Consider the following 20,313-nt stretch of genomic DNA (forward strand, 5'->3'; position numbering starts at 1 on the left):
GATGGCAAAGGTGGCGGCAACGTGCCGCCGAAAAAGCAAAGGGGCAAGCGGTTCGGCGCTTGCCCCAAGGCCTTTTTGGAAAATTTCGGTAATTTACATCGGCCGGACTTCGACCACATCCGGGATGAAGTGCTTCAACAGGTTCTGAATGCCGTGCTTCAGCGTCGCCGTCGACGACGGGCAGCCGGCGCAGGAGCCCTTCATGTCGAGATAGACGATGCCGTCCTTGAAGCCGCGGAAGGTGATGTCGCCGCCGTCGCTGGCGACAGCTGGGCGAATCCGGGTCTCGAGCAGATCCTTGATGACCGCGACCGTCTCGGTGTCGGCCTCGCTGAAGAACTCCTCGGCATGCGGCGCATCGCCGTCCGGCTGCTGGCCGTCGGCGAGCAGCGGCGCGCCGGACATATAGTGTTCCATGATGACACCGAGGATCGCCGGCTTGAGGTGCTGCCAGTCGCTGTCGTCCTTGGTGACGGTCACGAAGTCCGAGCCGTAGAACACGCCGGTGACGCCCGGCACGCTGAACAGCCGTTCGGCGAGCGGGGAGCGGGTGGCGCTGTCGCGGTCGGTGAATTCCATGGTGCCGCTGTCGAGCACGGCGCGGCCGGGAATGAACTTCAGGGTCGCGGGATTGGGGGTCGCTTCGGTCTGGATAAACATTTGATTCTCCGGCGCATCGCCGGTTCAAGGCCGGCGCGAACGGGTTAGGTGAGCGGTTCCTATAGCACAGATGGCGCCTGAAACAGCCCGATCAAGGGTGCATGGCGGGTGTTCCGGGAAGCCGCCCGGCCGCCGCAGGACGCCGTTTTGAGGGGAAAATCCGTCTATGACAGCGCGTCGATATCGAGGTCGCTGAGATTGCCCGGCACGATCGTAATCGGGATCGGAAAAGTGCCGGCGGTTTTCGCCAGCATGGTGATGATCGGACCGGGGCCTTCCGCACCGGCGCTGGCCGCAAGCACCAGCATGGCAATGTCGACATCGTTATCGATGACGTCGAGGATCTGCTCGCCGGGATCGCCCTCGCGGATGACACGCTCCGGCGTGATGGCGGCGATGCCGTTGGCGCGGCCCGAGGCGCGGTCGAGCGCCGCATTCGCGATCTCCTCGGCTTCCGCGCGCATGATATCTGCGACACCGAGCCATTGCTGGTTGCGGTCTTCCGTCTCGATGACACGCAGCATCACCACGCCGCCGCCGACGCGAACCGCCCAGCGGCTTGCGTAGTACACCGCGCGGTCGCCTTCTGCGGTGTCGTCAACGATGACGAGGCATTTCGGCTTGTGGCCCTGTTCGTAGCTTCGTCGCTGGTTGCTCATGCATGTCCCTCGCGCGTATTCCGCAAAAGTGGGCACGGTTTTGCGAGCAGAATACGCGCAATTTATTGATGGGAGCATTTTCTTGCGGCTAACCGGTTTCCACTTAGCCGGAAAATGCTCCATCGACGAACTGGCATCATGCTGCCACGCGCGAGGCCGCGCCGACAAGGCGAGAAGAGGCTTGACGGAACTTGATTCGCGCGTTCGTGGCGCGGCTACTTCTTGCGGATAAAGCCGACGATGTCCTTCACCGCATTCATGGTTTCGGCGGCGATGACGCGCGCGCGATCGGCGCCGTCGGCCAGAACCGAATCCACATAGGCTGCGTCCTGCGTCAGCTTCTTCATCTCCGCGCCGATCGGCCCGAGCTTTGAGACCGCAAGGTCGACCAGCGTCGCCTTGAAGCCGGAGAACTGCCCGCCGCCGAATTCACGCAGCACGTCCGGCCGCGACTGGCCTGACAGCGCCGCGTAGATGCCGACCAGATTGTCGGCTTCGGGACGGTTCTTCAGGCCTTCTTCCTCGCTCGGCAGCGGCTCCGGATCGGTCTTCGCCTTGCGGATCTTCTGCGCGATCCCATCGGCATCGTCGGTGAGATTGATGCGCGAATAATCGGAAGGGTCCGACTTCGACATCTTCTTGGTGCCGTCGCGCAGCGACATCACCCGCGTCGCTGGGCCAGTAATCAGCGGCTCCGGCTGCGGGAAGAATTTCTCGCCGAAATTGTGCGCGCGGATGGAATCCGAAAAGTCGTTGTTGAACTTCTGTGCGATGTCGCGCGCCAGTTCGAGATGCTGCTTCTGGTCCTCTCCGACCGGAACATGGGTCGCGCGATAGACCAGAATGTCAGCCGCCATCAGATTCGGATAGGCGTACAGACCCACCGACGCGTTCTCGCGATCCTTGCCGGCCTTCTCCTTGAACTGGGTCATGCGGTTCAGCCAGCCGAGGCGCGCAACGCAGTTGAATACCCAGGCGAGTTCGGCGTGCTCGGACACCTGGCTCTGGTTGAACACGATGTGCTTCTTCGGATCGATGCCCGCGGCGATGAACGCCGCTGTCACCTCGCGGATGTTGCGGGTCAGCTCGGCAGGGTCCTGCCAGACGGTAATGGCATGCAGATCCACCACGCAGTAGATGCAGTTGTGGGTGTTCTGGAGTTTCACGAAGTTGACGATGGCGCCGAGATAATTGCCGAGGTGCAGATTGCCCGTCGGCTGGACGCCCGAAAAAACCAGTTCTTTTGCAGCCATCTTGTTGTTCCTGTGCCGCCGTCCGGCAGCCGATCCGTGTACGCGCGTCTTTAGCCATGCAGGCGCTACTCGCGCAAGCGGCCATCGCGCAAATTGCTGATCGCCTCGCCCCAGTTGACGACGCGGAGCAGGTCCAGCAGCAGGCCGTAGAACGAAACGCCCGCCGCGACCAGACCGCCGAGGATGGTAATCTGGGCCGCGAAGCCGGCCGCTTCCGTGACCGGCGCCACGAAGGACTCGGCGAGAAACAGCATCGCGCCCATCACGGCGGCGCAGATCGCGATCCGCGGCAGCCGGCGCTGCGCAATGGCGTCGATGGAAAATCCGAATGTCGTCGCGCCTCGCCAGCCCAGCACCGCGGCGCAGAACCACGCGCCGAGGGAGATGCTGGCCGCGACACCACTGGCGCCGTAGGCGTGCCCGAAGACCAGTCCGCAGACCACGGCGACCACGATGCCCGACAGCGTCGCCGCCAGCGGCGTCTTGGTGTCCTCGCGAGCGAAGAAGGCCGGGGCCAGCACTTTCACCAGGACATGCGCGGGCAGGCCGAGCGCGAGGACCGACAGCGCCTGCGCAGTGGCGACGGTATCCGCCGCGGTGAATGCACCGTGCTCGAACAGCACGCGGATGATCGGCTGGCTCAGGACGATCAGGCCGATGGTCGCCGGCATGACCAGTGCGGTCGCAAGTTCGAGGCCGCGGGATTCGGCCTGCATCAGGGCTGCGTGATCGCCACTGCGGATCGCGCGGGTCATCTCCGGCACGAGAACCGTGCCCATCGCCACGCCGACCATGCCGAGCGGCAGTTCGATCAGGCGGTTGGCGAAATAGAGCCAAGACACAGCGGCCGGTGAATTCGACGCAATGATCGCGCCGCCGACAATCAGGAATTGCGGCCCGGCATTGGCGACCATGCCGGGAATTCCCTGGCGCAGAAACCCCCGGATCTGCGGGTCGAATGAAATCCGTATCGGGGTGGCGATGCCGTCGCGCCAGGGCCTGCGCTGTATCAGGATCAGCATTTGCAGACACCCGGCGACACCGACCGCGCCCGCGATCACGGTGGCCGAGAACAGCGGATCGTGCCGCCAGACCAGCAGCACGACCAGCACGATGATCATGGTGATGTTGAACAGCACCGGCGAGAACGCGGTCAGCATGAAGCGATGCTCGGCGTTCAGCACGCCGATCATCACGATGGACGGTCCGACGAAGGCAAAGTACGGCATCATCAGCCGGGCGTTGTCGACGGCGAGTTGCAGTGTCTCTCGGCCGACGAAGCCGGGTGCAAGCACTGCGATGACGAGGGGCATCAGCAATGTCAGAACAAGCGCGATGCCGATCAGGATCAGGCTGACGCTGCCGAGCAGGCGCCCGGCGAAGGCCGCGGCGGCGACTGTGCCTTCGGTTTCCCGAACGCGCAGATAATGCGGGATCAGGGCTGCGTTCAGCGCGCCTTCCGCGAAGGACCGGCGTGTCACGTTGATGAACTGGAATGCCACCAGGACCGCGTCTGCGACCGATCCGGCGCCCAGCAGCGCGGCCACCAGGGCATCGCGGATGAAGCCCAGCGTTCGCGACGCCAGCGTTCCGGTCGAGATGGTCAGGATATGACGGATCATCGAGCTATTCTGCGGATCACATGCTTGCTGGCGGGCGCGTTGTCGTGATAGGTCGCCGGTTGCTTCCAAGACCCTGGAACCGGCCTTCCAGTCCCTCCCTGAAATACCAGCTTTTGCCGGTTTGGCTTTCTCCCATCAGGAATATCATTAATGACCGCAGCGACATACGACGTTCTCGGGATCGGGAATGCCATCTTCGATATTCTGGTTCGCACCGACGATGCGTTTCTCGCTCAGCACGGCATGGCCAAGGGATCGATGGCGCTGATCGACGAGGCTCGCGCCGCTGCAGTTTACCAGGCCATGGGCCCGGCGACCGAGATGTCCGGCGGTTCCGCGGCGAATACGATTTTCGGCGTGGCAGGCTTCGGTGCCAAGGCGGCGTATGTCGGCAAGGTCAAGGACGACCAGATCGGCCGCATGTACACCCACGACATTCGCGCGGCGCATGTGGCGTTCACCACCGCGGCTGCGACCGACGGTCCCGCGACCGGATGCTCCTACATTCTGGTGACGCCGGACGGTGAGCGCACCATGAACACGTATCTCGGCGCGGCGCAGGATCTCTCCCCCGCCGATATCGATCCCGCCCAGATCGCGGCGTCCTCGATCGTTTATCTGGAAGGCTATCTGTGGGATCCGGCCAATGCGAAGGAAGCATTCCTGAAGGCCTCGAAGATCGCGCACGACAACAGGCGCAGCGTCGCGCTGACTCTCTCGGACGCATTCTGCGTCGGCCGTTATCGCGATGAATTTCTCGATCTGATCCGGACCGGGACGGTCGATCTGGTGTTTGCCAATGAAGCCGAACTGGCATCGCTCTACCAGACCGAGGATTTCGACAAGGCGCTGGCGCAACTGCGCGGCGACGCGCAACTCGCTGTTGTCACGCGCAGCGAAAAGGGCTGCGTGGTCGTTGCGAAGGACAAGGTGACGCCGGTTCCCGCGTCTCCGGTGAAACAGGTGGTGGATACCACGGGCGCGGGCGATCTGTTCGCGGCGGGTTTCCTGTTCGGTCTGGTGCGCGGTTTTGGCCATGAACAGTGCGGACAGCTTGGGGCGCTCGCCGCCGCCGAGGTGATCCAGCATATCGGCGCGCGTCCGCAGACTTCGTTGAAGGCGCTGGCCCAGGCCGCCGGGTTGCCGGTCTAGCGGTTAACTATTCACGATCGAGTGACTTCCGGTTAACCGCGTTTGTCCTTGAAGGGCTCGCGGCCTGCATCCATATGACGAAAGACGATTTTCGGCGGGAACCATTGCCTGTTGCGTTCGTTGGAACTTTTCCCGCTATGCGGGCAGACATGTTTTGTAAGAGTAGCGCGCAGGGCGCGGCGGAAGGTCACCATGATTTCAACTTGGAGCGAGTGGAAACGTTATCCGAAGGCCGCGCGCGGCGAAAAACTCGAAGCGCCGATCGGGCCGGGGATTTTCGAAGTCAGGCACACCTCGTCCGGCGCTCTGTTCGCCTTCGACTCTGCTGACAACCTCGCTCTCGCGCTGTCGTCGATTACATCTGGGTCGAAATCATTCGCATCCTGGTTCGGCAAGCGCGACCCCGCGACGTCGCTCGATCTCGAATATCGCACTTACGCAACTTCAACGCGCGAAGACGCAAAGGTTGCAGCGGAGCGCATGATCGGCCGCCGCGAAGCCTTCATGAGTCACGTTGCCTGACGCCTAGCGGCGCAGTACGCCGATCATGCGGCTGGCGAAGGTGAGCCGTTCGGCCAGGACGGACATGAAGTAGGTCAGGAGTTTCTGGCCGAGCGCCGGATTGCTGGCGGTGATTGCGTCGAACGCTTCGGCGCGCAGCACGTAAAGGACGCTGTCAGCCTCCGCGCGAATCGTGGCGCTGCGTGGCTGGCGCGCCACAAGCCCCATTTCCCCAACCGTTGTATGACGGCCGAGGCTGCGGACCCGTGTGGTGTGGCCCCCGCCCGCGTCCACGATGACACCGACCCGGCCGTTGAGAATAAAGAGCATCGAATCTGCCGGTTCGCCCGCGCGCGCGATGGTCTCGAACGCACGGACTTCAAGGCGTTCGCAGTGCCGCGCCAGTTCGGTGGCGTCATGGTCGCTGCCGAGAATGCCGGCGAACCAGCCGTGCAGGTCGCCTTCCTCCTGCTCCAGCCCGCGGTGCCGCGCGATAAGTTCGTTCTCGCACCACTCGAGCGCGTGATCGAGGTCCGGCATGACCAGGATGTCGCCGGACAGGAATTCTCCCGACCGCAGCATCTTTTCTGTTTTGCGCGGCAGGTTGACGAGAACGAGCTTCACGTCGCTTTCGATCGCCGCCCGCCTGATCTGGGCGAAGCTGTAGGCGGCCGATGAATCGATGCCGGTCACCAGCTTGAAATCGAAAACCAGATAGCGGCACTCGGGATGATGGTCGAGCAGTGTCTTCACATGCTGATAGAGACGATTGGCCGAACCGAAGAACAGGTAGCTTTGCAGGTTGAGCCCGTGGATTTCCTTGCCATGGGCGGCGAGCAGCGCCAGATCCTGCCGCGAGCGATCGAGCGAACTGCGATACTCCGCGCCGTTGAAACCGAATTTGATCGAACTGATCCGCGACACGCTCAGGGCGAATGTCGCGCAGCCGATGATGGTTCCGATCAGGACGCCGGCGATAAAACCCCACTTCACGATGATGAAAATGATTGCAAGCAGCGACAGGTATTCGATGGTGGACAGCCGTTGCCGCGATTCGACGATCCAGCGGTTGAGCTGATCGACGCCGAGATAGATCAGCAGGCCGCCGAGAATGAACTTCGGCATGAAACTGAGCAGCGCCGGATCGGCCACCAGCATCAGCACCGCAATGAAGGCGACCGCCAGCCCGGAAAGACGTCCGGTAGCTCCGCCGTTGCTGTTGAGCAGCGAGCGGCTCAGCGAGATACAGCCCGCGTAGCCGCCGAAAAGTCCCGACAGGATGTTGGCCGCTCCCGCGACATTGAGTTCGCGCTCGAGATTCGCTTCGCGGCTGGTCGCCACCTCAAGGCCCGTGGTGTTGAACAGCGTGCTGATCGCGGTCACGAAGATCACCGCAATCAGGTTGCCGATCAGTCCCGGCGCGGCACGCCACGGGTAGTTTTCGATATCGCCGAGATGCCACGGCATCGAAATCGTCGCGCGCGGCAGCGACTGAAATGTCCAGCCGAGAGCCTGCGCCTGCTCCACCGAAATGCCCGCGAAGTTGAAAACGATGTGGGTCGCCACCACGCCGGCGATCAGCAGCGCCGGCAGCGCCAGTGGATTGCGCGAGCGATGCCAAGTCAGATAGATCGTGAATGCGAGCGCGACGCCGGCGAGCAATTCGTACATCGTCATGGGGTTCGCGAACGCGGCGAGATTATCGAACCTCGGAGACTCGTTCGTGATGACCCGGACGCCGCCGAGCGCAATCAGCAGCGCGGTCGCGCCGAGAAATCCGCCGATCACTGGATAGGGCACGTAGCGGATTGCGCGGCCAATCCGGGTCAGGCCCAGACTGCACAATGCGAGGCCGGTGATGATGGTTGCGGCAGACAGTGTCAGCAGCACGGGGCCAAGCAGGTGTGCAGACGAATCGCTTGCCGTGATGTGCTCGACCACCGACGTCGCCAAAATGGCGGTGACCGCCGCCGTGGATGTCTCGGGGCCTCCGACCGCGGTGGGAAAGGTGCTGCCCAGCGCAACGACCACTGCGATGATGGCGGTGGCCGTGAAGGTCGCCGCGATTCCATAAGGCAGATATTGGGCCAGCGGACCGGAGAAGATCAGAACCGAATATGACAGTCCAAAGGACACCGTCAGGACCGCGGGCGCCGCGCTGGCAAAGATGTCATTCAGCCAGGCGCGAAGTTTCACACTCGGGCTTTGAACTGGGCTGACGGAAGGGAAGGCCACGCAGGACGTCCATCGATGGAGGCCCGCCAGTCCTAGACGACGGCAACGCGAACGTAAAAGAGATTTTTGTGACAGTTACTGTCGCTTTGCGCGAAATGAGATATGCCCCCCGGTGTGCAGCGATGATCGCAAAAAGGGCTGCGCCGTTTCCGGCGCAGCCCTTCGTACAATTCCGTGACTGCGGATCAGCGGCCCTTGAATTTCGCGGGGCGCTTTTCGAGGAACGCGCCGACGCCTTCCTTGAAATCTTCACTGCGTCCGGCGATGCGCTGCGAGCTTTGTTCCAGATCGAGCTGTTCCTCGAATGAATTGTTCTCGCTCTCCCAGTAAAGTTTGCGGATCAGCGACAGCGCCACGGTCGGGCCGTTGGCCAGATCATGGGCAAGCTTTTTGGTTTCCTCGGCCAGTGCCGCATCGTCCACCACGCGGTTGACGAGGCCCCATTCCAGCGCCTTCTCGGCAGGCAGCCGTTCGCCCAGCAGCGACAGTTCGACGGAGCGGGCCTTGCCGATCAGGCGCGGGAGAATCCAGGTCGATCCGCAGTCCGGCACGAGGCCGATCCGCCGGAAGGCCTGCAGGAAGTAAGATGAGCGGGCGCACACGATGATGTCGCCCATCAGTGCGAAGCTCATGCCCGCTCCGGCCGCCGGTCCGTTGACCGAAGTGACGATCGGGCAGTGCAGGTCGCGCAGACGGCGCAGGAACGGATGAAACGCCGTTTCCAGTGTGGTCCCCGCGCTCTGGCGCTTGCCGCTCTGGTTGTTGCGGCCCTGAAGATTGGCGCCGGTGCAGAACGCCTTGCCCGCGCCGGTGATGACGAGGCAGCGGACTTCCGCGCGCTTCTCCTCGAGAGTTTCCATCGCTTCCGAGAGACCCGCGAGCATGTCGACAGAGACCGCGTTCATGACCTCCTGATGATCGAGCACAAGGGTTGCGACCGGTCCGTCGAATTCCAGCCGGCAATGATTGAACTGCATCTCTTCCTCGCTTGATGGGGTTGACTGATCGTCACGCCCGGCCAGCCGCCGCGTGCGTTTCATCGCGACTATTCCGGAAACCGAATCGGCTGTAAACGGCGCGATTCGGCACACGAAGTCTGACCTGCCATGCGTTGCGAACTTTAATTTCGCATGGCGAAAGAGCGCAGCGTGGCCGTTCGCCGTTTGATTTTGCGTGGCCGATTGGCCAATGTCGCCTCCAAACAAGATCAGCGGGAGATCAAGCGATCATGAGCATTTTCGATCTGAGCGGCCGCGTTGCGGTGGTCACTGGCGGCAACGGCGGCATCGGCCTCGGTATCGCGCAGGCACTGGCGGAAGCTGGCGCAACGGTTTCGATCTGGGGCCGCAACGCCGAGAAGAATGCGAAAGCGCTCGCATCGATCACCGCCAAAGGCGGCAAGGCCGAAGCGCGCGTTTGCGACGTCACCGACGCGGCGTCCGTGAAGGCTGCGATGCAGGGCACGCTCGACACATTCGGCCGGGTCGATGGCTGCTTCGCCAATGCAGGCATTGGCGGCGGCGGACGGCAGTCCTTCATCGATCGTACCGAGGAAGACTGGCGCAAGATGTTCGCCACCAATCTCGATGGCGTGTTCCATGTCTTCCAGGCCGCGGCACGGCACATGACGGAACGTGCGGCAAAGGGCGATGCCTTCGGGCGGCTGGTGGCGACGTCCAGCATGGCGTCGCTGTTCGGCACCGCGCGCAACGAGCACTATGCGGCGACCAAGGCTGCGATCAATGCGCTGATCCGCGCGCTCGCGGTCGAGCAGGCGCGCTACGGCATCACGGCCAACGCGATCCTGCCGGGCTGGATCAAGAGCGACATGACGCAGGGGCTGATGGCGAACGACAAATTCGTCGACAACGTGATGCCGCGGATTCCGATGCGGCGGTTCGGCGAACCGTCGGACTTCGGCGGCATCGCGGTCTACCTGATGAGCAAGGCCTCGTCGTATCACACCGCCGACATGATCGTGATTGACGGCGGCTACACCGTCTTTTGATCTTTAATGCCTGGATCGGGGTGGCCGTATTTCTTGCGGAAAGCCTCCCCATCGCCGAAGTCGGCGAAGCCGATATAGTGCTGGTGTGCCGTGATCGCCTTGCGGGCGTGCTTGATAGGACACCAGTACTGTTCGGTGCGTCCGGCAATCTCACTGGCATAGGCCATCAGGCCGTTGCCGTACGAGCAATAGGCGCAGTTGATCGCCTCCAGGATGTTCAGGTAAGCGAGGTGATAGCGGTCGAAGTAATCGCTGCGCTTCACCTTCTCGATGCCGTACACCGGAAAACAGATCCATTGATAGATCGTGATGGTGATGTCGAGGATCACGAACGGAATGATCATCGCATAGATCACAGGCGCGGTGATGATCGTCAGCAGGTTCGCGTTGAAGATGTACTTGGCCAGCCCGACGCGCAGTTCGCGATGGGCGCGGAGAATTTCTTCTTCGAAGACGACGCGGGTGCCTTGCAGGGTATAGCGTAGTTTCGCCCGGCGGATCGCGAACTCGGCCTCAAGCTCGCCTTCAAGCAGCCTGATCTGTGCGATCAGCCGGTCGATGTTTTCGCTCATGGACTATCCATTGGAATGAGGGGTTCCGGTGCCGCCGCGCTTCCGTACCGTCACTCCGGCAGCGGAATGAATTCGTGCTCGTTGGGCACATGGGCGAAGCGGCCAGCCTTCCAGTCGGCCTTCGCCTCTTCGATGCGCTCCTTGCTCGACGAGACGAAATTCCACCAGACGTGGCGCGGTCCTTCCAGCGCGGTGCCGCCGAGGAACATCATCCGCGTCGGGCGCACGGCCTTCACGGTGATGCGGTCGCCGGGGCGGAAGATCAGCAGCTTCGGACCTTCATACTTTTCGTTCGTGATTTCGATCTCGCCGTCGACAATATAGATCGCGCGCTCCTCATGATCGGCATCGAGCGGCACGCGCATGCCCTCGTCCAGCGCCACTTCGGTGTAGAACCACTCCGAGACCATATCGACGGGCGATTTCTTGCCGAACGACGAGCCGGCGATGATGCGTGCCTTGAATCCGGTGTCCTGCACCGTCGGCAGGACGTCGGCGCCGAAATGCTGGAACGACGGCGCGATCTCCTCCTTGCCGGCCGGCAGCGCGATCCAGCTTTGCAGGCCGAGCATCTTCTGGCCGTTGGCGCGCTGCACGTCCGGCGTGCGCTCGGAATGCGCGATGCCGCGGCCGGCGGTCATCAGGTTCATGGCGCCGGGCTGGATTTCCTGGATGTTGCCCTCGCTGTCACGGTGCATGATGCTGCCGTCGAAGAGGTAGGTGACGGTGGCGAGCCCGATATGCGGATGCGGGCGCACGTCCATGCCCTTGCCGGCGACGAACTGCACCGGGCCGAAGTGATCGAAGAAGATGAAGGGGCCGACCATCTGCCGCTTGCCGTGCGGCAGCGCGCGGCGGACGGCGAAGCCGTCGCCGAGATCGCGGGTGCGCGGCACGATGATGAGATCGAGCGCGTCACAGGTTTGCGGATCGCCGAGGATCGGATCGTTCGAGGGCATCCAGCTCATGATGTCGCTCCTTTTTTAGCAATGTCTCCGCCGGACCTGATCCGGCAAATCCATCTTCCAGGAAATTTGATTCTCGATGGATACGCGGGTCAAGCCCGCGCATGGACAGTTGAGATTGTTGCGCCTTCGGCGGCTCTACGCGCTCGCCGATGTCTCCGCGAGCGCGCGCGCTGGCAGCAGCTTGCGAACGGCGGACGACGATGCAATCTGGCCCTTTTCGGCGAACGCCTCGTGGTTCGCTTCGATCTGGTCGAGTGCATAGAGATAGTTGACCATCAGCCCGTGCGACTGCTGCATGCCCTTCTCGGAGCGGTCGCCGAGGAAGTTCAGCCGCTCCAGCCGTGCGCCGTTGCCGAGATGGAAGCGAGCGACGGGATCGAGCGGATGCCCGCGGGTGCCCTTGGCCTCGATGAAGTAGTACGCCGCCAGCGGCAGCAGTTCGGCCTTGACCTGCTCGGCGGTGTCGGGATCGTTGGCCCAGTTCGGCGTATCGAGGGCATTGAGGGTGGCGCGCGAGGCTGCATCGAGCAGCGGCGAGGTTTCGGAGGCGCGTTCGCGCGCGAGCCAAGCGGCGAAGCCGGGCACGGGCGAGAGCGTCACGAAGGTCTGCACGTTCGGCAGTTCGCGCTTGATCTCCTCGACCACCTGCTTGATCAGGAAGTTGCCGAAGGAAATGCCGCCGAGCCCGCGCTGCGTGTTCGAGATCGAGTAGAACACCGCCGTTGTGGCATCGGTCGCCGCGATCGGTGCGCGCGTGAGATCGAGCAGGGGCGCGATGGCCGCCGGACTTTCGCGCGTCAGCGCCACCTCGACGAAGATCAGCGGCTCGTCCACGAGCTGCGGATGGAAGAAGCCGTAGCAGCGGCGATCCGACGGCGCGAGACGGCTGCGCAAATCGTCCCAGTTGGAGATGGCGTGCACCTGCTCGTAGCGGATGATCTTTTCCAGAATGTTCGCGGGCGTGGTCCAGTCGATCCGTTGCAGCACGAGAAAACCCCTGTTGAACCACGACGCGAACAGATGAACGAAATCGCTGTCGACATGCTTGAGCGCGGGATGATCCTTGATATGGGTCAGCAGCGCTTCGCGCATGCGCACAAGTGATGCAGTGCCACCGGGTGCAAGATTAAGGCGCCGGATCAGTTCCTGGCGCCGCGGCTCGGCGGCTTTGAGAAGTTTGCTAATAGCATCGGGCGACGTGCCTTTATCGCGCACCACGGCCAGCGCGGCGTTCAGTTCGTCCATGTCCGGACCGAACAGATCGGCCAGCGCATTGAGGAAGGCCAGTTGGTCGGCCTCGCTTGCGGCGGAGTAACCCGCGAGCAGGGTGTTGGCGAGCGCGACGCCGGTGGCTTCGCCGCGCCGCGACAGCAGGGTTTCGCCCAGCCCGATCAGTTCGACCTGCGACATTGCGCGGGCGCCGTTCGACAGGCCAAGCAGGCTGCGTCCCCGCGCGGTCAGCGTGGTGAGCAGGTTGCTCAAGGAGGCCCGATCAAGTCCCAGCGTCGCCATTCGTCAGCTTGCTCCTGCGCAGTCGGACATCATCCGCAGATGATAGACAGCGAATGCGACCGATTCCAGACGGTCCGGCCCCGACTTTCGTTTGGGAATGCCCGATCCGCAGGCCGCCTGATGCGACTCAAAGCCGCGCGAGCGACGTGACGCGGTCGATGCGGTCGAACTTGTCGAGCGACAGGATCGCGTCCGCGAAACGGTCGGCGCGCTCGTTGAGCACCGGACGCGCGAGTTGCAGGAATTTCTGCTGCATCGCCGCTGCATCCGGAAACGACGACGGCTCGCCCGACGGGTCAGGGATCAGCCGTTCCAGCGTGCCTTCGCCGCTTTCGATGCTGACGCGCGCGCCAAACGGATGGCTCTTGCCCTCCAGCCGTGCGTCCTGCACGACCTCGATCCTGTCGGCGAGCGCCTCGATCGCAGGATCGCCGAGCCGCTTATAATCGTCCCAGCCGAACGAGCCCTGATCGAGCGCCAGCGCGCCGGTGAAGAACATCGAGAACTGTCCGCCGACCACACTGCGGGCATGGCGCTTGGTTGCGGCATCGCCGGTGAGTGTGATGCCGTTGCGATGCAGGCCGATCTCGACGCTCTTGATGTTTTCTGGCGTGAGATTGTGCTCGCGGCGCATGGCGATCAGGGCGTCGATGGCGGCGTGGGTGTAGCGGCAACTCGGATAGGGCTTTACGCCGATCTTCATGGTCTCGTAGATTTTGCCGAGCCCGGCGGTCGCCTTGTCCGGATGCGCGTCATCGCTGTAGCCGACTAAGAGGCCGTGCTTGCCTTCAACCGATTCCGTCGCGCCGATGAATCCCTCGCGTGCCAGCGAGGCGGCAACGACGCCGTTCATCGCGGCGGCGCCGACCTGATAGCGCTTGTTCCACGCGCCGTTGACCAGAAACTGCAGCGAGCCGGCAGCCTGGCTGCCGGAGACGCCGAACGCGGCGACAATCTGCTCGGCGTTGAGCTTGTACAGTTTCGCGGCCGCGGCCGCCGCGCCGTAGGTTCCGGCAGTGGCGGTTGGATGGAAGCCCTTGGCATAGTGCGATGTCGGATCGAGCGCGTTGCCGAGACGGCAGCAGACTTCATAGCCTGCGACAATGGCTGTCAGCACGTCGCGGCCGCTGGCCTCCACGATCTCGCCGACGGCGAAGGCGGCGGGCACCACCGGCGCACTCGGATGCAGCGAGGAATCCGCGTGGGTGTCGTCGAAGTCGAGCGAGTGGCCGAGCGCGCCGTTGAGCAGCGCCGCGATGGCGGGCGTATAGGTTTTGGCGTCGCCGCACACGGTCGCATCGCCCTTATTGTCGAGGCCGAGGGTCGCCAGCATCGCCAGCAGCGACGGCGTCGATTCCGCCTCGCTGCGCGCCCGCACGGCGCTGCCCAGAAAATCGAGGGTCAGCGCCTTGGCGCGCTCCAGCACCTCTGGTGGAATGTCTTCATATCTGAGGTTTGCGACGTAAGCGGCCAGCGTTGCGGTTTCATTCGCCATTGTTGTTTTCCCATTCGTTGGGCGGCAGACTAGGCATCCCGTGACGGATGTTCAACCCGGCGGCGTTCAACCCGCCTTGCGCGAGCCCGCCTTGACATCGGCCGGCTTGCGGGACGACCTTTGAGCCCGGTTCAGGTCCATTTTCACCAGTTGATGGGTCATGTTTACCGGCGCCGGTTTGATCGCCTTCATCTGTATCTTCGGCGCAGCCATGCTGGGCTTTGTGCTCAGCCGTTTTCTGCCGGATCATCACCTGACCGATCAGACCGGCAAGGCCATTCACAACGTGATGGGAGTGGTCGCGCTGCTGGCAGCGCTTGTGCTGGGACTTCTGGTTGCCAACACCAAGGCGAGTTTCGATCTGCGAAGTCAGGAAACCCAGCAATTCAGCGCCAATCTGACGCTGCTTGATCGCGAGCTGATGCATTTGGGTCCCGATGCAGCAAGAATGCGCGAGATGTTGCGCACATTTACAGCACGCAAGATCGCGCAGTTATGGACCGATCGCGACCTGGACATCGAGAATGATACGATTGAATCGGTTCGCCTGCTCGATCAGATCGAGGGTGATCTGCGGGGCCTGCTGCCGCAGAATGCAACCCAGACCGAAGGGCGCAAAAATGCGCTCGACATTATCCGGGAGCTGAAGCGCACCAGCCGCCTTCTTTCCGTCCAGCAAATCAATACGACGCCGCGTCCGTTTCTGATCGCCGGCATTTTCTGGGTCAGTGTGCTGTTCCTGTGGCGGGGGGTATTTGCCCCGTTCAACGCAAGTGTGATCGCCGCATTTTTCCTTGCCGCACTGTCAGTTTCGGTGGCGATCAATCTGATCTTCGATATGGACCGGCCGTTCACGGGCTTCATCAAGGTCTCGCCCGTGCCGATGCAGCAGGCGCTGGACCGGATGACGCGTTAAGCCGGGCGCACTGTCTGGCCAAATATCGGATCAGGTCTTCGACTTCCGGATGTAGGGCCAGAACGCGAAAACCGCGACAATGATGGTGGCGATCACGGTGGCCATCAAGGTCTGGATGATGTCGAAGTGCTGGCTATCGCGGGCGACAAACAGCGCGGTGATCGGAGCCGCCAGCGTGAGCAGCAAACGCACAAATAAGGACATGACCGGACTCCCTTGCACATGCCGCCCTTTGCGGGTGCCAGAAGTCCGATAGCGCGCCGGGGTTCATTTGCCTTTGATCCGTGTCAAGAGGCGGCCAGGTTCGATACGCGTCAGACCTGCCGCAGCATGGCCGGAACGATGATCCGGTGAAACGGCATGATGGTCGCAAGATAGACTCGGCCGAGCAGGTTGTGGGTCATCACCAACGTGGTCGCGGTGACCTGACAGCGGGGCGGGTTGTCGGCAACATCAACGATCACACGGAAATCGAGATGCCTGTCGTCGAATCCCGCCACCAGCCGCTGCGGCGTTTCGCTGATGACGGGAAACGGCCCGATCGAGTTCGCGGCGATGGCCTTCGTATGCGTGGGCGTCTTGAGGCCAAGAGGCGCCACGACAAGATTCCGCAATCTCATCAGGGTGTCGATCCAGCGCGGCAGACGGAGAAACATCCGCTCCGCCGCCTGCCGGGCGGTGAGGGTGTCGTCACTTACCGCAATCCGAAATGCATCGGCGAACTGCGCGCCGGGAAGCAAACCTTGCATCCCGGCATCGGTTTTGAGTTCCTGAACGCTAAGAGCCTGACCGGTCATGTTGCAACCTCAGCCGCTGCGTCAGGGTGCGGAAGCGCAGCACGAGCAGGATGGCATAGATACCGGTTCCGATCGACAGGCCGATCCAGACACCGATTGCGCCCAGGTGAGTCCAGAATGCGAGCCCGCAGGCCGCGGTGAAACCGATCAGCCAGTAGCTGATGGCAGCAAGCAGCAGCGGAATGCGCGTATCGCTGAGACCGCGCAGCGCACCGGCGGCCACGGTCTGGATGCCGTCGGCGATGAAGAATGTCGCGCCGACCAGCATCAGGGTCGCGGCCAGTTCAATCGCGGCCAGACCTTGCCGCGTATCACCGAAGAAAAATCCGGCCAGATCAAATCGCACGACGATCACGGCAAGGGTCATCGTCGTCATGAAGACGATGCCGAGCACAATCGCGGCGACGCCGGCGCGGCGGATCGCCAGCGTGTCGCCCCGCCCCAGCGCCTGTCCGACGCGCACGGTGGCCGCCATACCGATGCCGAACGGCACCATGAACAGGATAGCCGCGATTTGCAGCGCGATCTGATGCGCCGCCAGCGCCGTCGTGCTGATCAGGCCCATCAGCAGACCGGCGGCGGAGAACAGTCCGTATTCCAGCAGGAACGACACCGCGATCGGCGCGCCGATGATGACGAGCTGGCGCATCAACGGCCAGTCGCTCCGCCAGAAATGTCCGAGCACGTGAAATTTCCTGAACGGGCGCTGGCTATAGGTGAACCACAGCGCAGCGGCACACATGCCGAAGTTCACGGTGGTCGTCGCAACGCCTGCGCCCAGCAGTTCCAGTTTCGGCATGCCCCAGTGGCCATGGATCAGCGCATAGCCGAGGACGGCGTTGGCGGGGATCGCGGCCAGGGTGATCCAGAGACCGGGCTCGGGACGATTGACCGCGCCCATGAAATTGCGGATGGCCATGAAGCACAGCGCGGGCGCCATGCCGGGTGCGAGACCGAGCAGGTAACGCTGCGCGAGGCGGGCGTTCTCCGGCGCCTGGCCGAGCATCAGGAGAATCTTCTCGCCAAACAGCGGCAGCAGCATCATCGGCACGCACAGCAGCAGCGCCGCCCACAGCCCGACACGCAGGGCGCGGCGGACGATGCGCGGCTGGCGCGCGCCCAGCGCCTGTGCGGCCAGCGGCGCCACGGCGGACACCAGCCCCATGCCGATCACGAAGGCGACGAAGAACACGGTATGCGCCAGCGAGGCGGCGGCAACCGCAGTGTCGCCGAGACGTCCGATCAGCGCGAGATCGGTGGTCATCATGGCAATCTGCCCCAGTTGCGTCAGCGCAATGGGCAGGGCGAGCCTGATGGTTTCGATGAACTCCGTCGCAGTCGGCGAGGGATAGGCGGTGACGGCGGCCCGTTCGGGCTCTGTTTTGCTGAAGGTCGTCATGAAGGCAACCCTAGCACAGCCGCCTGACGAAATGATGGCTCTGCGTCAGATCGACGCCCCGTGCATGACGGGCGCGTCCCGATAAATGCCTGAAGCCTAGACGTCCACGTTGGCGTCGAGCGAGTTGTCCTGGATGAACTCGCGGCGCGGTTCGACCACATCACCCATCAGCTTGGTGAAGATGTCGTCGGCAGCGTCGACTTCCTTGACCTTGACCTGCAGCAGCGAACGGGCATTGACGTCGAGCGTCGTCTCCCACAATTGCTGCGGGTTCATTTCGCCGAGGCCTTTGTAGCGCTGATAGGTCACGCCCTTGCGTCCGGCATCGGTGACGGCCTCGAACAGGCTGACCGGTCCGTGGATCGGCGTTTCGGCGTCCTTGCGGCGGAGCACGGCGCTGCGCGGATAAGCCTCCTGCAGCCGTCCCGCATACTCATCGAGCTTGCGCGCCTCGGCGGAGCCGAGCAGCGCGTCGTCGATGATGGCGACATCCTTGACGCCGCGCACGGTGCGCTCGAAGAAATAGCCTTCGCCCTCGGTGAAGCGTCCGACCCAGCCGCGTTCGACCTCGTCGGCCAGCGCATCGAGGCGCTTGGCGATGTAGTCGGCGGCCTGGTTGGCGGTCTCGATGTTGCCGATCACATGAGGGCTGAGCACACCGGCGATCGCGGCCTGCTCAATCACGGTGCGATTGTAACGGCTATGCAAGCTGTTCAGGATGCCCCGGATGACCCGTGCGTCCTCCAGCAAGGCCTGAAGATCGCGGCCCTTGCGGTCCTCGCCGGACGACAGCTTGAGAACGCAGTCATCAAGACCGGTCTCGATCAGATAGTCCTCCATCGCCCGCTCGTCCTTGAGGTACTGCTCGGACTTGCCGCGCGTCACCTTGAAGAGCGGCGGCTGGGCGATATAGAGGTAGCCGCCTTCGATCAGTGCGGGCATCTGGCGGAAGAAGAACGTCAGCAGCAGCGTGCGGATATGCGCGCCGTCGACGTCGGCGTCGGTCATGATGATGATCTTGTGGTAGCGCAGCTTCGAGATGTCGAAGTCATCGCGGCCGATGCCGGTGCCGAGAGCGGTGATCAGCGTGCCGACCTGCTCCGATGACAGCATCTTGTCGAAGCGCGCGCGTTCGACGTTGAGAATCTTGCCGCGCAACGGAAGAACCGCCTGGAACTCGCGGTTGCGGCCCTGCTTGGCGGAGCCGCCTGCGGAGTCACCCTCGACGATGAACAGTTCGGACTTCGCCGGGTCGCGCTCCTGGCAGTCGGCGAGTTTTCCGGGCAGCGACGCGATATCCAGTGCGCCCTTGCGGCGGGTCAGCTCACGCGCCTTGCGCGCGGCTTCACGCGCGGCCGCGGCTTCCACCACCTTGCCGACAATGGTCTTGGCCTCGGAGGGATGCTCCTCGAACCACGCGGCGAGTGCTTCGTTGAGCACGTTCTCGACCACGGGGCGCACTTCCGAGGACACCAGCTTGTCCTTGGTCTGCGACGAGAACTTCGGGTCCGGCACTTTCACCGACAGAACGGCCGTGAGGCCTTCGCGGCAGTCGTCGCCGGTGAGCGCAATCTTTTCCTTCTTCGCCATGGCATCGGCATAGCCGGTGACCTGGCGCGTCAGCGCGCCGCGGAAGCCCGCCAGATGGGTGCCGCCGTCGCGCTGGGGAATGTTGTTGGTGAAGCAGAGCACGTTCTCGTGGTAGCTGTCGTTCCACCACATTGCGACTTCGACGCTAATGCCGTTCTGCTCCGCGCGCATCACGATGGGCGTCGGCACCACGGGCTTCTTGTTGCGGTCGAGATATTTGACGAATTCCTCGACGCCGCCCTCATAGAACAGCTCCTCACGCTTCTCGACCGCGTGGCGCATGTCGGACAGCGTGATGTTGACGCCCGAATTCAGGAACGCGAGTTCGCGCAGGCGATGCTCCAGCGTGGCGAAATCGTATTCGATGTTCTTGAAGGTGTCGCTGGAGGCGAGGAACGTCACTTCGGTGCCGCGCTTGCCCTCGGCGGCGTCGCCGACAACCTTAAGCGGCGCAACAGCATCGCCGTGCGCGAAGGCGATGTAATGCTCCTTGCCGCCGCGCCAGATGCGCAGTTCGAGCTTGCTGGAGAGCGCGTTGACGACGGAGACGCCGACACCGTGCAGACCGCCGGAGACCTTGTAGGAGTTCTGGTCGAACTTTCCGCCGGCATGGAGCTGGGTCATGATGACCTCGGCGGCGGAGATCCCCTCCCCCTTGTGAATGTCGGTCGGAATGCCGCGGCCGTCGTCGCGCACGGTGACCGAGTTGTCGGGATTGAGGATCACTTCGACGCGCGTGGCGTGACCGGCGAGTGCTTCGTCGATTGCGTTGTCGACGACCTCGTACACCATGTGATGCAGACCGGAGCCGTCATCGGTGTCGCCGATATACATGCCCGGACGCTTGCGAACGGCGTCGAGACCTTTCAGCACGCGGATCGATTCAGCGCCGTATTCCGCACCCGGATTGGAGACAGGTTCGGCGCTGGTTTGCCGGGCTGGTTCGGTCATGAGTGGCCTTCGAAAGTGGTTCG

Annotated in this window: 19 protein-coding genes; 4 read left to right on the forward strand and 15 right to left on the reverse strand. The window is 63.1% G+C overall.

Features of this window, described 5'->3' with window-relative positions:
• Positions 1-93: 93 nt before the first annotated feature.
• From I554_RS0111435 to murJ, 4 genes are all read right to left on the reverse strand, one after another.
• Positions 94-660, reverse strand: a complete 567-nt coding sequence (locus tag I554_RS0111435; protein ID WP_024575679.1) for a NifU family protein — start codon at positions 658-660, stop codon at positions 94-96.
• A 164-nt stretch (positions 661-824) separates the two neighbouring features.
• On the reverse strand, positions 825-1,319 hold the full coding sequence (locus tag I554_RS0111440; protein WP_024575680.1) for a universal stress protein: 495 nt from the start codon (positions 1,317-1,319) through the stop codon (positions 825-827).
• A 215-nt stretch (positions 1,320-1,534) separates the two neighbouring features.
• Complete coding sequence (trpS, locus tag I554_RS0111445; protein ID WP_024575681.1) at positions 1,535-2,572, reverse strand: tryptophan--tRNA ligase; 1,038 nt, start codon at positions 2,570-2,572, stop codon at positions 1,535-1,537.
• A gap of 65 nt (positions 2,573-2,637) precedes the next feature.
• Positions 2,638-4,194, reverse strand: coding sequence for a murein biosynthesis integral membrane protein MurJ (gene murJ / locus I554_RS0111450; protein ID WP_024575682.1), 1,557 nt, complete (start codon positions 4,192-4,194; stop codon positions 2,638-2,640).
• Positions 4,195-4,344: 150 nt separating this feature from the next.
• Here murJ and I554_RS0111455 point away from each other — a divergent pair, with 150 nt between their 5' ends.
• Positions 4,345-5,346, forward strand: coding sequence for an adenosine kinase (locus I554_RS0111455; protein ID WP_024575683.1), 1,002 nt, complete (start codon positions 4,345-4,347; stop codon positions 5,344-5,346).
• Between the two features lie 32 nt (positions 5,347-5,378).
• Here I554_RS0111455 and I554_RS27480 read toward each other — a convergent pair whose 3' ends face one another.
• Positions 5,379-5,540, reverse strand: coding sequence for a hypothetical protein (locus I554_RS27480; protein ID WP_204366236.1), 162 nt, complete (start codon positions 5,538-5,540; stop codon positions 5,379-5,381).
• On the opposite strand from I554_RS27480, the gene I554_RS0111460 reads away from it, so the two are divergent.
• Positions 5,539-5,868 carry a hypothetical protein gene (locus tag I554_RS0111460; protein WP_024575684.1) on the forward strand — a complete coding sequence of 110 codons (330 nt, stop codon included), beginning with the start codon at positions 5,539-5,541 and terminating at the stop codon, positions 5,866-5,868. The genes I554_RS27480 and I554_RS0111460 overlap by 2 nt on opposite strands.
• Positions 5,869-5,871: 3 nt before the next feature.
• Here the strand turns inward: I554_RS0111460 and I554_RS0111465 are convergent, their stop codons facing one another.
• Positions 5,872-8,043 (reverse strand): SulP family inorganic anion transporter, encoded by a 2,172-nt coding sequence (locus tag I554_RS0111465; RefSeq protein ID WP_152527684.1) that lies wholly within the window; start codon positions 8,041-8,043, stop codon positions 5,872-5,874.
• A gap of 224 nt (positions 8,044-8,267) precedes the next feature.
• The gene (locus I554_RS0111470) at positions 8,268-9,059 is read right to left on the reverse strand and encodes an enoyl-CoA hydratase/isomerase (RefSeq protein WP_024575686.1); all 792 of its coding nucleotides are present in this window, start codon (positions 9,057-9,059) and stop codon (positions 8,268-8,270) included.
• A 251-nt stretch (positions 9,060-9,310) separates the two neighbouring features.
• On the opposite strand from I554_RS0111470, the gene I554_RS0111475 reads away from it, so the two are divergent.
• The gene (locus tag I554_RS0111475; protein WP_024575687.1) at positions 9,311-10,090 is read left to right on the forward strand and encodes an SDR family NAD(P)-dependent oxidoreductase; all 780 of its coding nucleotides are present in this window, start codon (positions 9,311-9,313) and stop codon (positions 10,088-10,090) included.
• Here I554_RS0111475 and I554_RS0111480 read toward each other — a convergent pair.
• The 4 genes from I554_RS0111480 to I554_RS0111495 form a co-directional block, all read right to left on the reverse strand.
• The gene (locus I554_RS0111480) at positions 10,075-10,662 is read right to left on the reverse strand and encodes a hypothetical protein (RefSeq protein ID WP_024575688.1); all 588 of its coding nucleotides are present in this window, start codon (positions 10,660-10,662) and stop codon (positions 10,075-10,077) included. The two genes, I554_RS0111475 and I554_RS0111480, sit on opposite strands and share 16 nt — an antisense overlap.
• A gap of 50 nt (positions 10,663-10,712) precedes the next feature.
• Positions 10,713-11,630 carry a pirin family protein gene (locus I554_RS0111485; RefSeq protein ID WP_024575689.1) on the reverse strand — a complete coding sequence of 306 codons (918 nt, stop codon included), beginning with the start codon at positions 11,628-11,630 and terminating at the stop codon, positions 10,713-10,715.
• A 135-nt stretch (positions 11,631-11,765) separates the two neighbouring features.
• Positions 11,766-13,142, reverse strand: a complete 1,377-nt coding sequence (locus I554_RS0111490; protein WP_024575690.1) for a malonyl-CoA decarboxylase — start codon at positions 13,140-13,142, stop codon at positions 11,766-11,768.
• Between the two features lie 127 nt (positions 13,143-13,269).
• Positions 13,270-14,637: an MmgE/PrpD family protein gene (locus I554_RS0111495; protein WP_024575691.1), complete on the reverse strand. Its 1,368-nt coding sequence runs from the start codon at positions 14,635-14,637 to the stop codon at positions 13,270-13,272.
• A 160-nt stretch (positions 14,638-14,797) separates the two neighbouring features.
• Between I554_RS0111495 and I554_RS0111505 the strand changes: the two genes are divergently transcribed.
• Positions 14,798-15,553, forward strand: coding sequence for a DUF4239 domain-containing protein (locus tag I554_RS0111505; RefSeq protein ID WP_024575692.1), 756 nt, complete (start codon positions 14,798-14,800; stop codon positions 15,551-15,553).
• A 30-nt stretch (positions 15,554-15,583) separates the two neighbouring features.
• On the opposite strand, the gene I554_RS27270 is transcribed toward I554_RS0111505, so the two are convergent.
• The 4 genes from I554_RS27270 to gyrB form a co-directional block, all read right to left on the reverse strand.
• Positions 15,584-15,757: a hypothetical protein gene (locus I554_RS27270; protein WP_192817758.1), complete on the reverse strand. Its 174-nt coding sequence runs from the start codon at positions 15,755-15,757 to the stop codon at positions 15,584-15,586.
• 110 nt (positions 15,758-15,867) lie between these two features.
• On the reverse strand, positions 15,868-16,350 hold the full coding sequence (locus I554_RS0111515) for a DUF2867 domain-containing protein (RefSeq protein ID WP_024575693.1): 483 nt from the start codon (positions 16,348-16,350) through the stop codon (positions 15,868-15,870).
• Complete coding sequence (locus tag I554_RS0111520) at positions 16,331-17,749, reverse strand: MATE family efflux transporter (protein WP_024575694.1); 1,419 nt, start codon at positions 17,747-17,749, stop codon at positions 16,331-16,333. Before I554_RS0111520 ends, I554_RS0111515 begins: the two co-directional genes overlap by 20 nt.
• A 96-nt stretch (positions 17,750-17,845) precedes the next feature.
• Complete coding sequence (gyrB, locus tag I554_RS0111525) at positions 17,846-20,290, reverse strand: DNA topoisomerase (ATP-hydrolyzing) subunit B (RefSeq protein WP_024575695.1); 2,445 nt, start codon at positions 20,288-20,290, stop codon at positions 17,846-17,848.
• Between the last annotated feature and the right edge of the window lie 23 nt (positions 20,291-20,313).

The sequence above is a fragment of the Afipia sp. OHSU_II-C1 genome (assembly GCF_000497575.1).
GTDB lineage: Bacteria > Pseudomonadota > Alphaproteobacteria > Rhizobiales > Xanthobacteraceae > Afipia.

Bases quoted from the DNA above. Each gene is read 5' to 3' on its own strand.
- I554_RS0111435 (WP_024575679.1), bottom strand. From the start codon at position 660: ATGTTTATCCAGACCGAAGCGACCCCCAATCCCGCGACCCTGAAGTTC.
- I554_RS0111440 (WP_024575680.1), bottom strand. From the start codon at position 1,319: ATGAGCAACCAGCGACGAAGCTACGAACAGGGCCACAAGCCGAAATGC.
- trpS (WP_024575681.1), bottom strand. From the start codon at position 2,572: ATGGCTGCAAAAGAACTGGTTTTTTCGGGCGTCCAGCCGACGGGCAAT.
- murJ (WP_024575682.1), bottom strand. From the start codon at position 4,194: ATGATCCGTCATATCCTGACCATCTCGACCGGAACGCTGGCGTCGCGA.
- I554_RS0111455 (WP_024575683.1), top strand. From the start codon at position 4,345: ATGACCGCAGCGACATACGACGTTCTCGGGATCGGGAATGCCATCTTC.
- I554_RS0111460 (WP_024575684.1), top strand. From the start codon at position 5,539: ATGATTTCAACTTGGAGCGAGTGGAAACGTTATCCGAAGGCCGCGCGC.
- I554_RS27480 (WP_204366236.1), bottom strand. From the start codon at position 5,540: ATGGTGACCTTCCGCCGCGCCCTGCGCGCTACTCTTACAAAACATGTC.
- I554_RS0111470 (WP_024575686.1), bottom strand. From the start codon at position 9,059: ATGCAGTTCAATCATTGCCGGCTGGAATTCGACGGACCGGTCGCAACC.
- I554_RS0111475 (WP_024575687.1), top strand. From the start codon at position 9,311: ATGAGCATTTTCGATCTGAGCGGCCGCGTTGCGGTGGTCACTGGCGGC.
- I554_RS0111480 (WP_024575688.1), bottom strand. From the start codon at position 10,662: ATGAGCGAAAACATCGACCGGCTGATCGCACAGATCAGGCTGCTTGAA.
- I554_RS0111485 (WP_024575689.1), bottom strand. From the start codon at position 11,630: ATGAGCTGGATGCCCTCGAACGATCCGATCCTCGGCGATCCGCAAACC.
- I554_RS0111490 (WP_024575690.1), bottom strand. From the start codon at position 13,142: ATGGCGACGCTGGGACTTGATCGGGCCTCCTTGAGCAACCTGCTCACC.
- I554_RS0111495 (WP_024575691.1), bottom strand. From the start codon at position 14,637: ATGGCGAATGAAACCGCAACGCTGGCCGCTTACGTCGCAAACCTCAGA.
- I554_RS0111505 (WP_024575692.1), top strand. From the start codon at position 14,798: ATGTTTACCGGCGCCGGTTTGATCGCCTTCATCTGTATCTTCGGCGCA.
- I554_RS27270 (WP_192817758.1), bottom strand. From the start codon at position 15,757: ATGTCCTTATTTGTGCGTTTGCTGCTCACGCTGGCGGCTCCGATCACC.
- I554_RS0111515 (WP_024575693.1), bottom strand. From the start codon at position 16,350: ATGACCGGTCAGGCTCTTAGCGTTCAGGAACTCAAAACCGATGCCGGG.
- I554_RS0111520 (WP_024575694.1), bottom strand. From the start codon at position 17,749: ATGACGACCTTCAGCAAAACAGAGCCCGAACGGGCCGCCGTCACCGCC.
- gyrB (WP_024575695.1), bottom strand. From the start codon at position 20,290: ATGACCGAACCAGCCCGGCAAACCAGCGCCGAACCTGTCTCCAATCCG.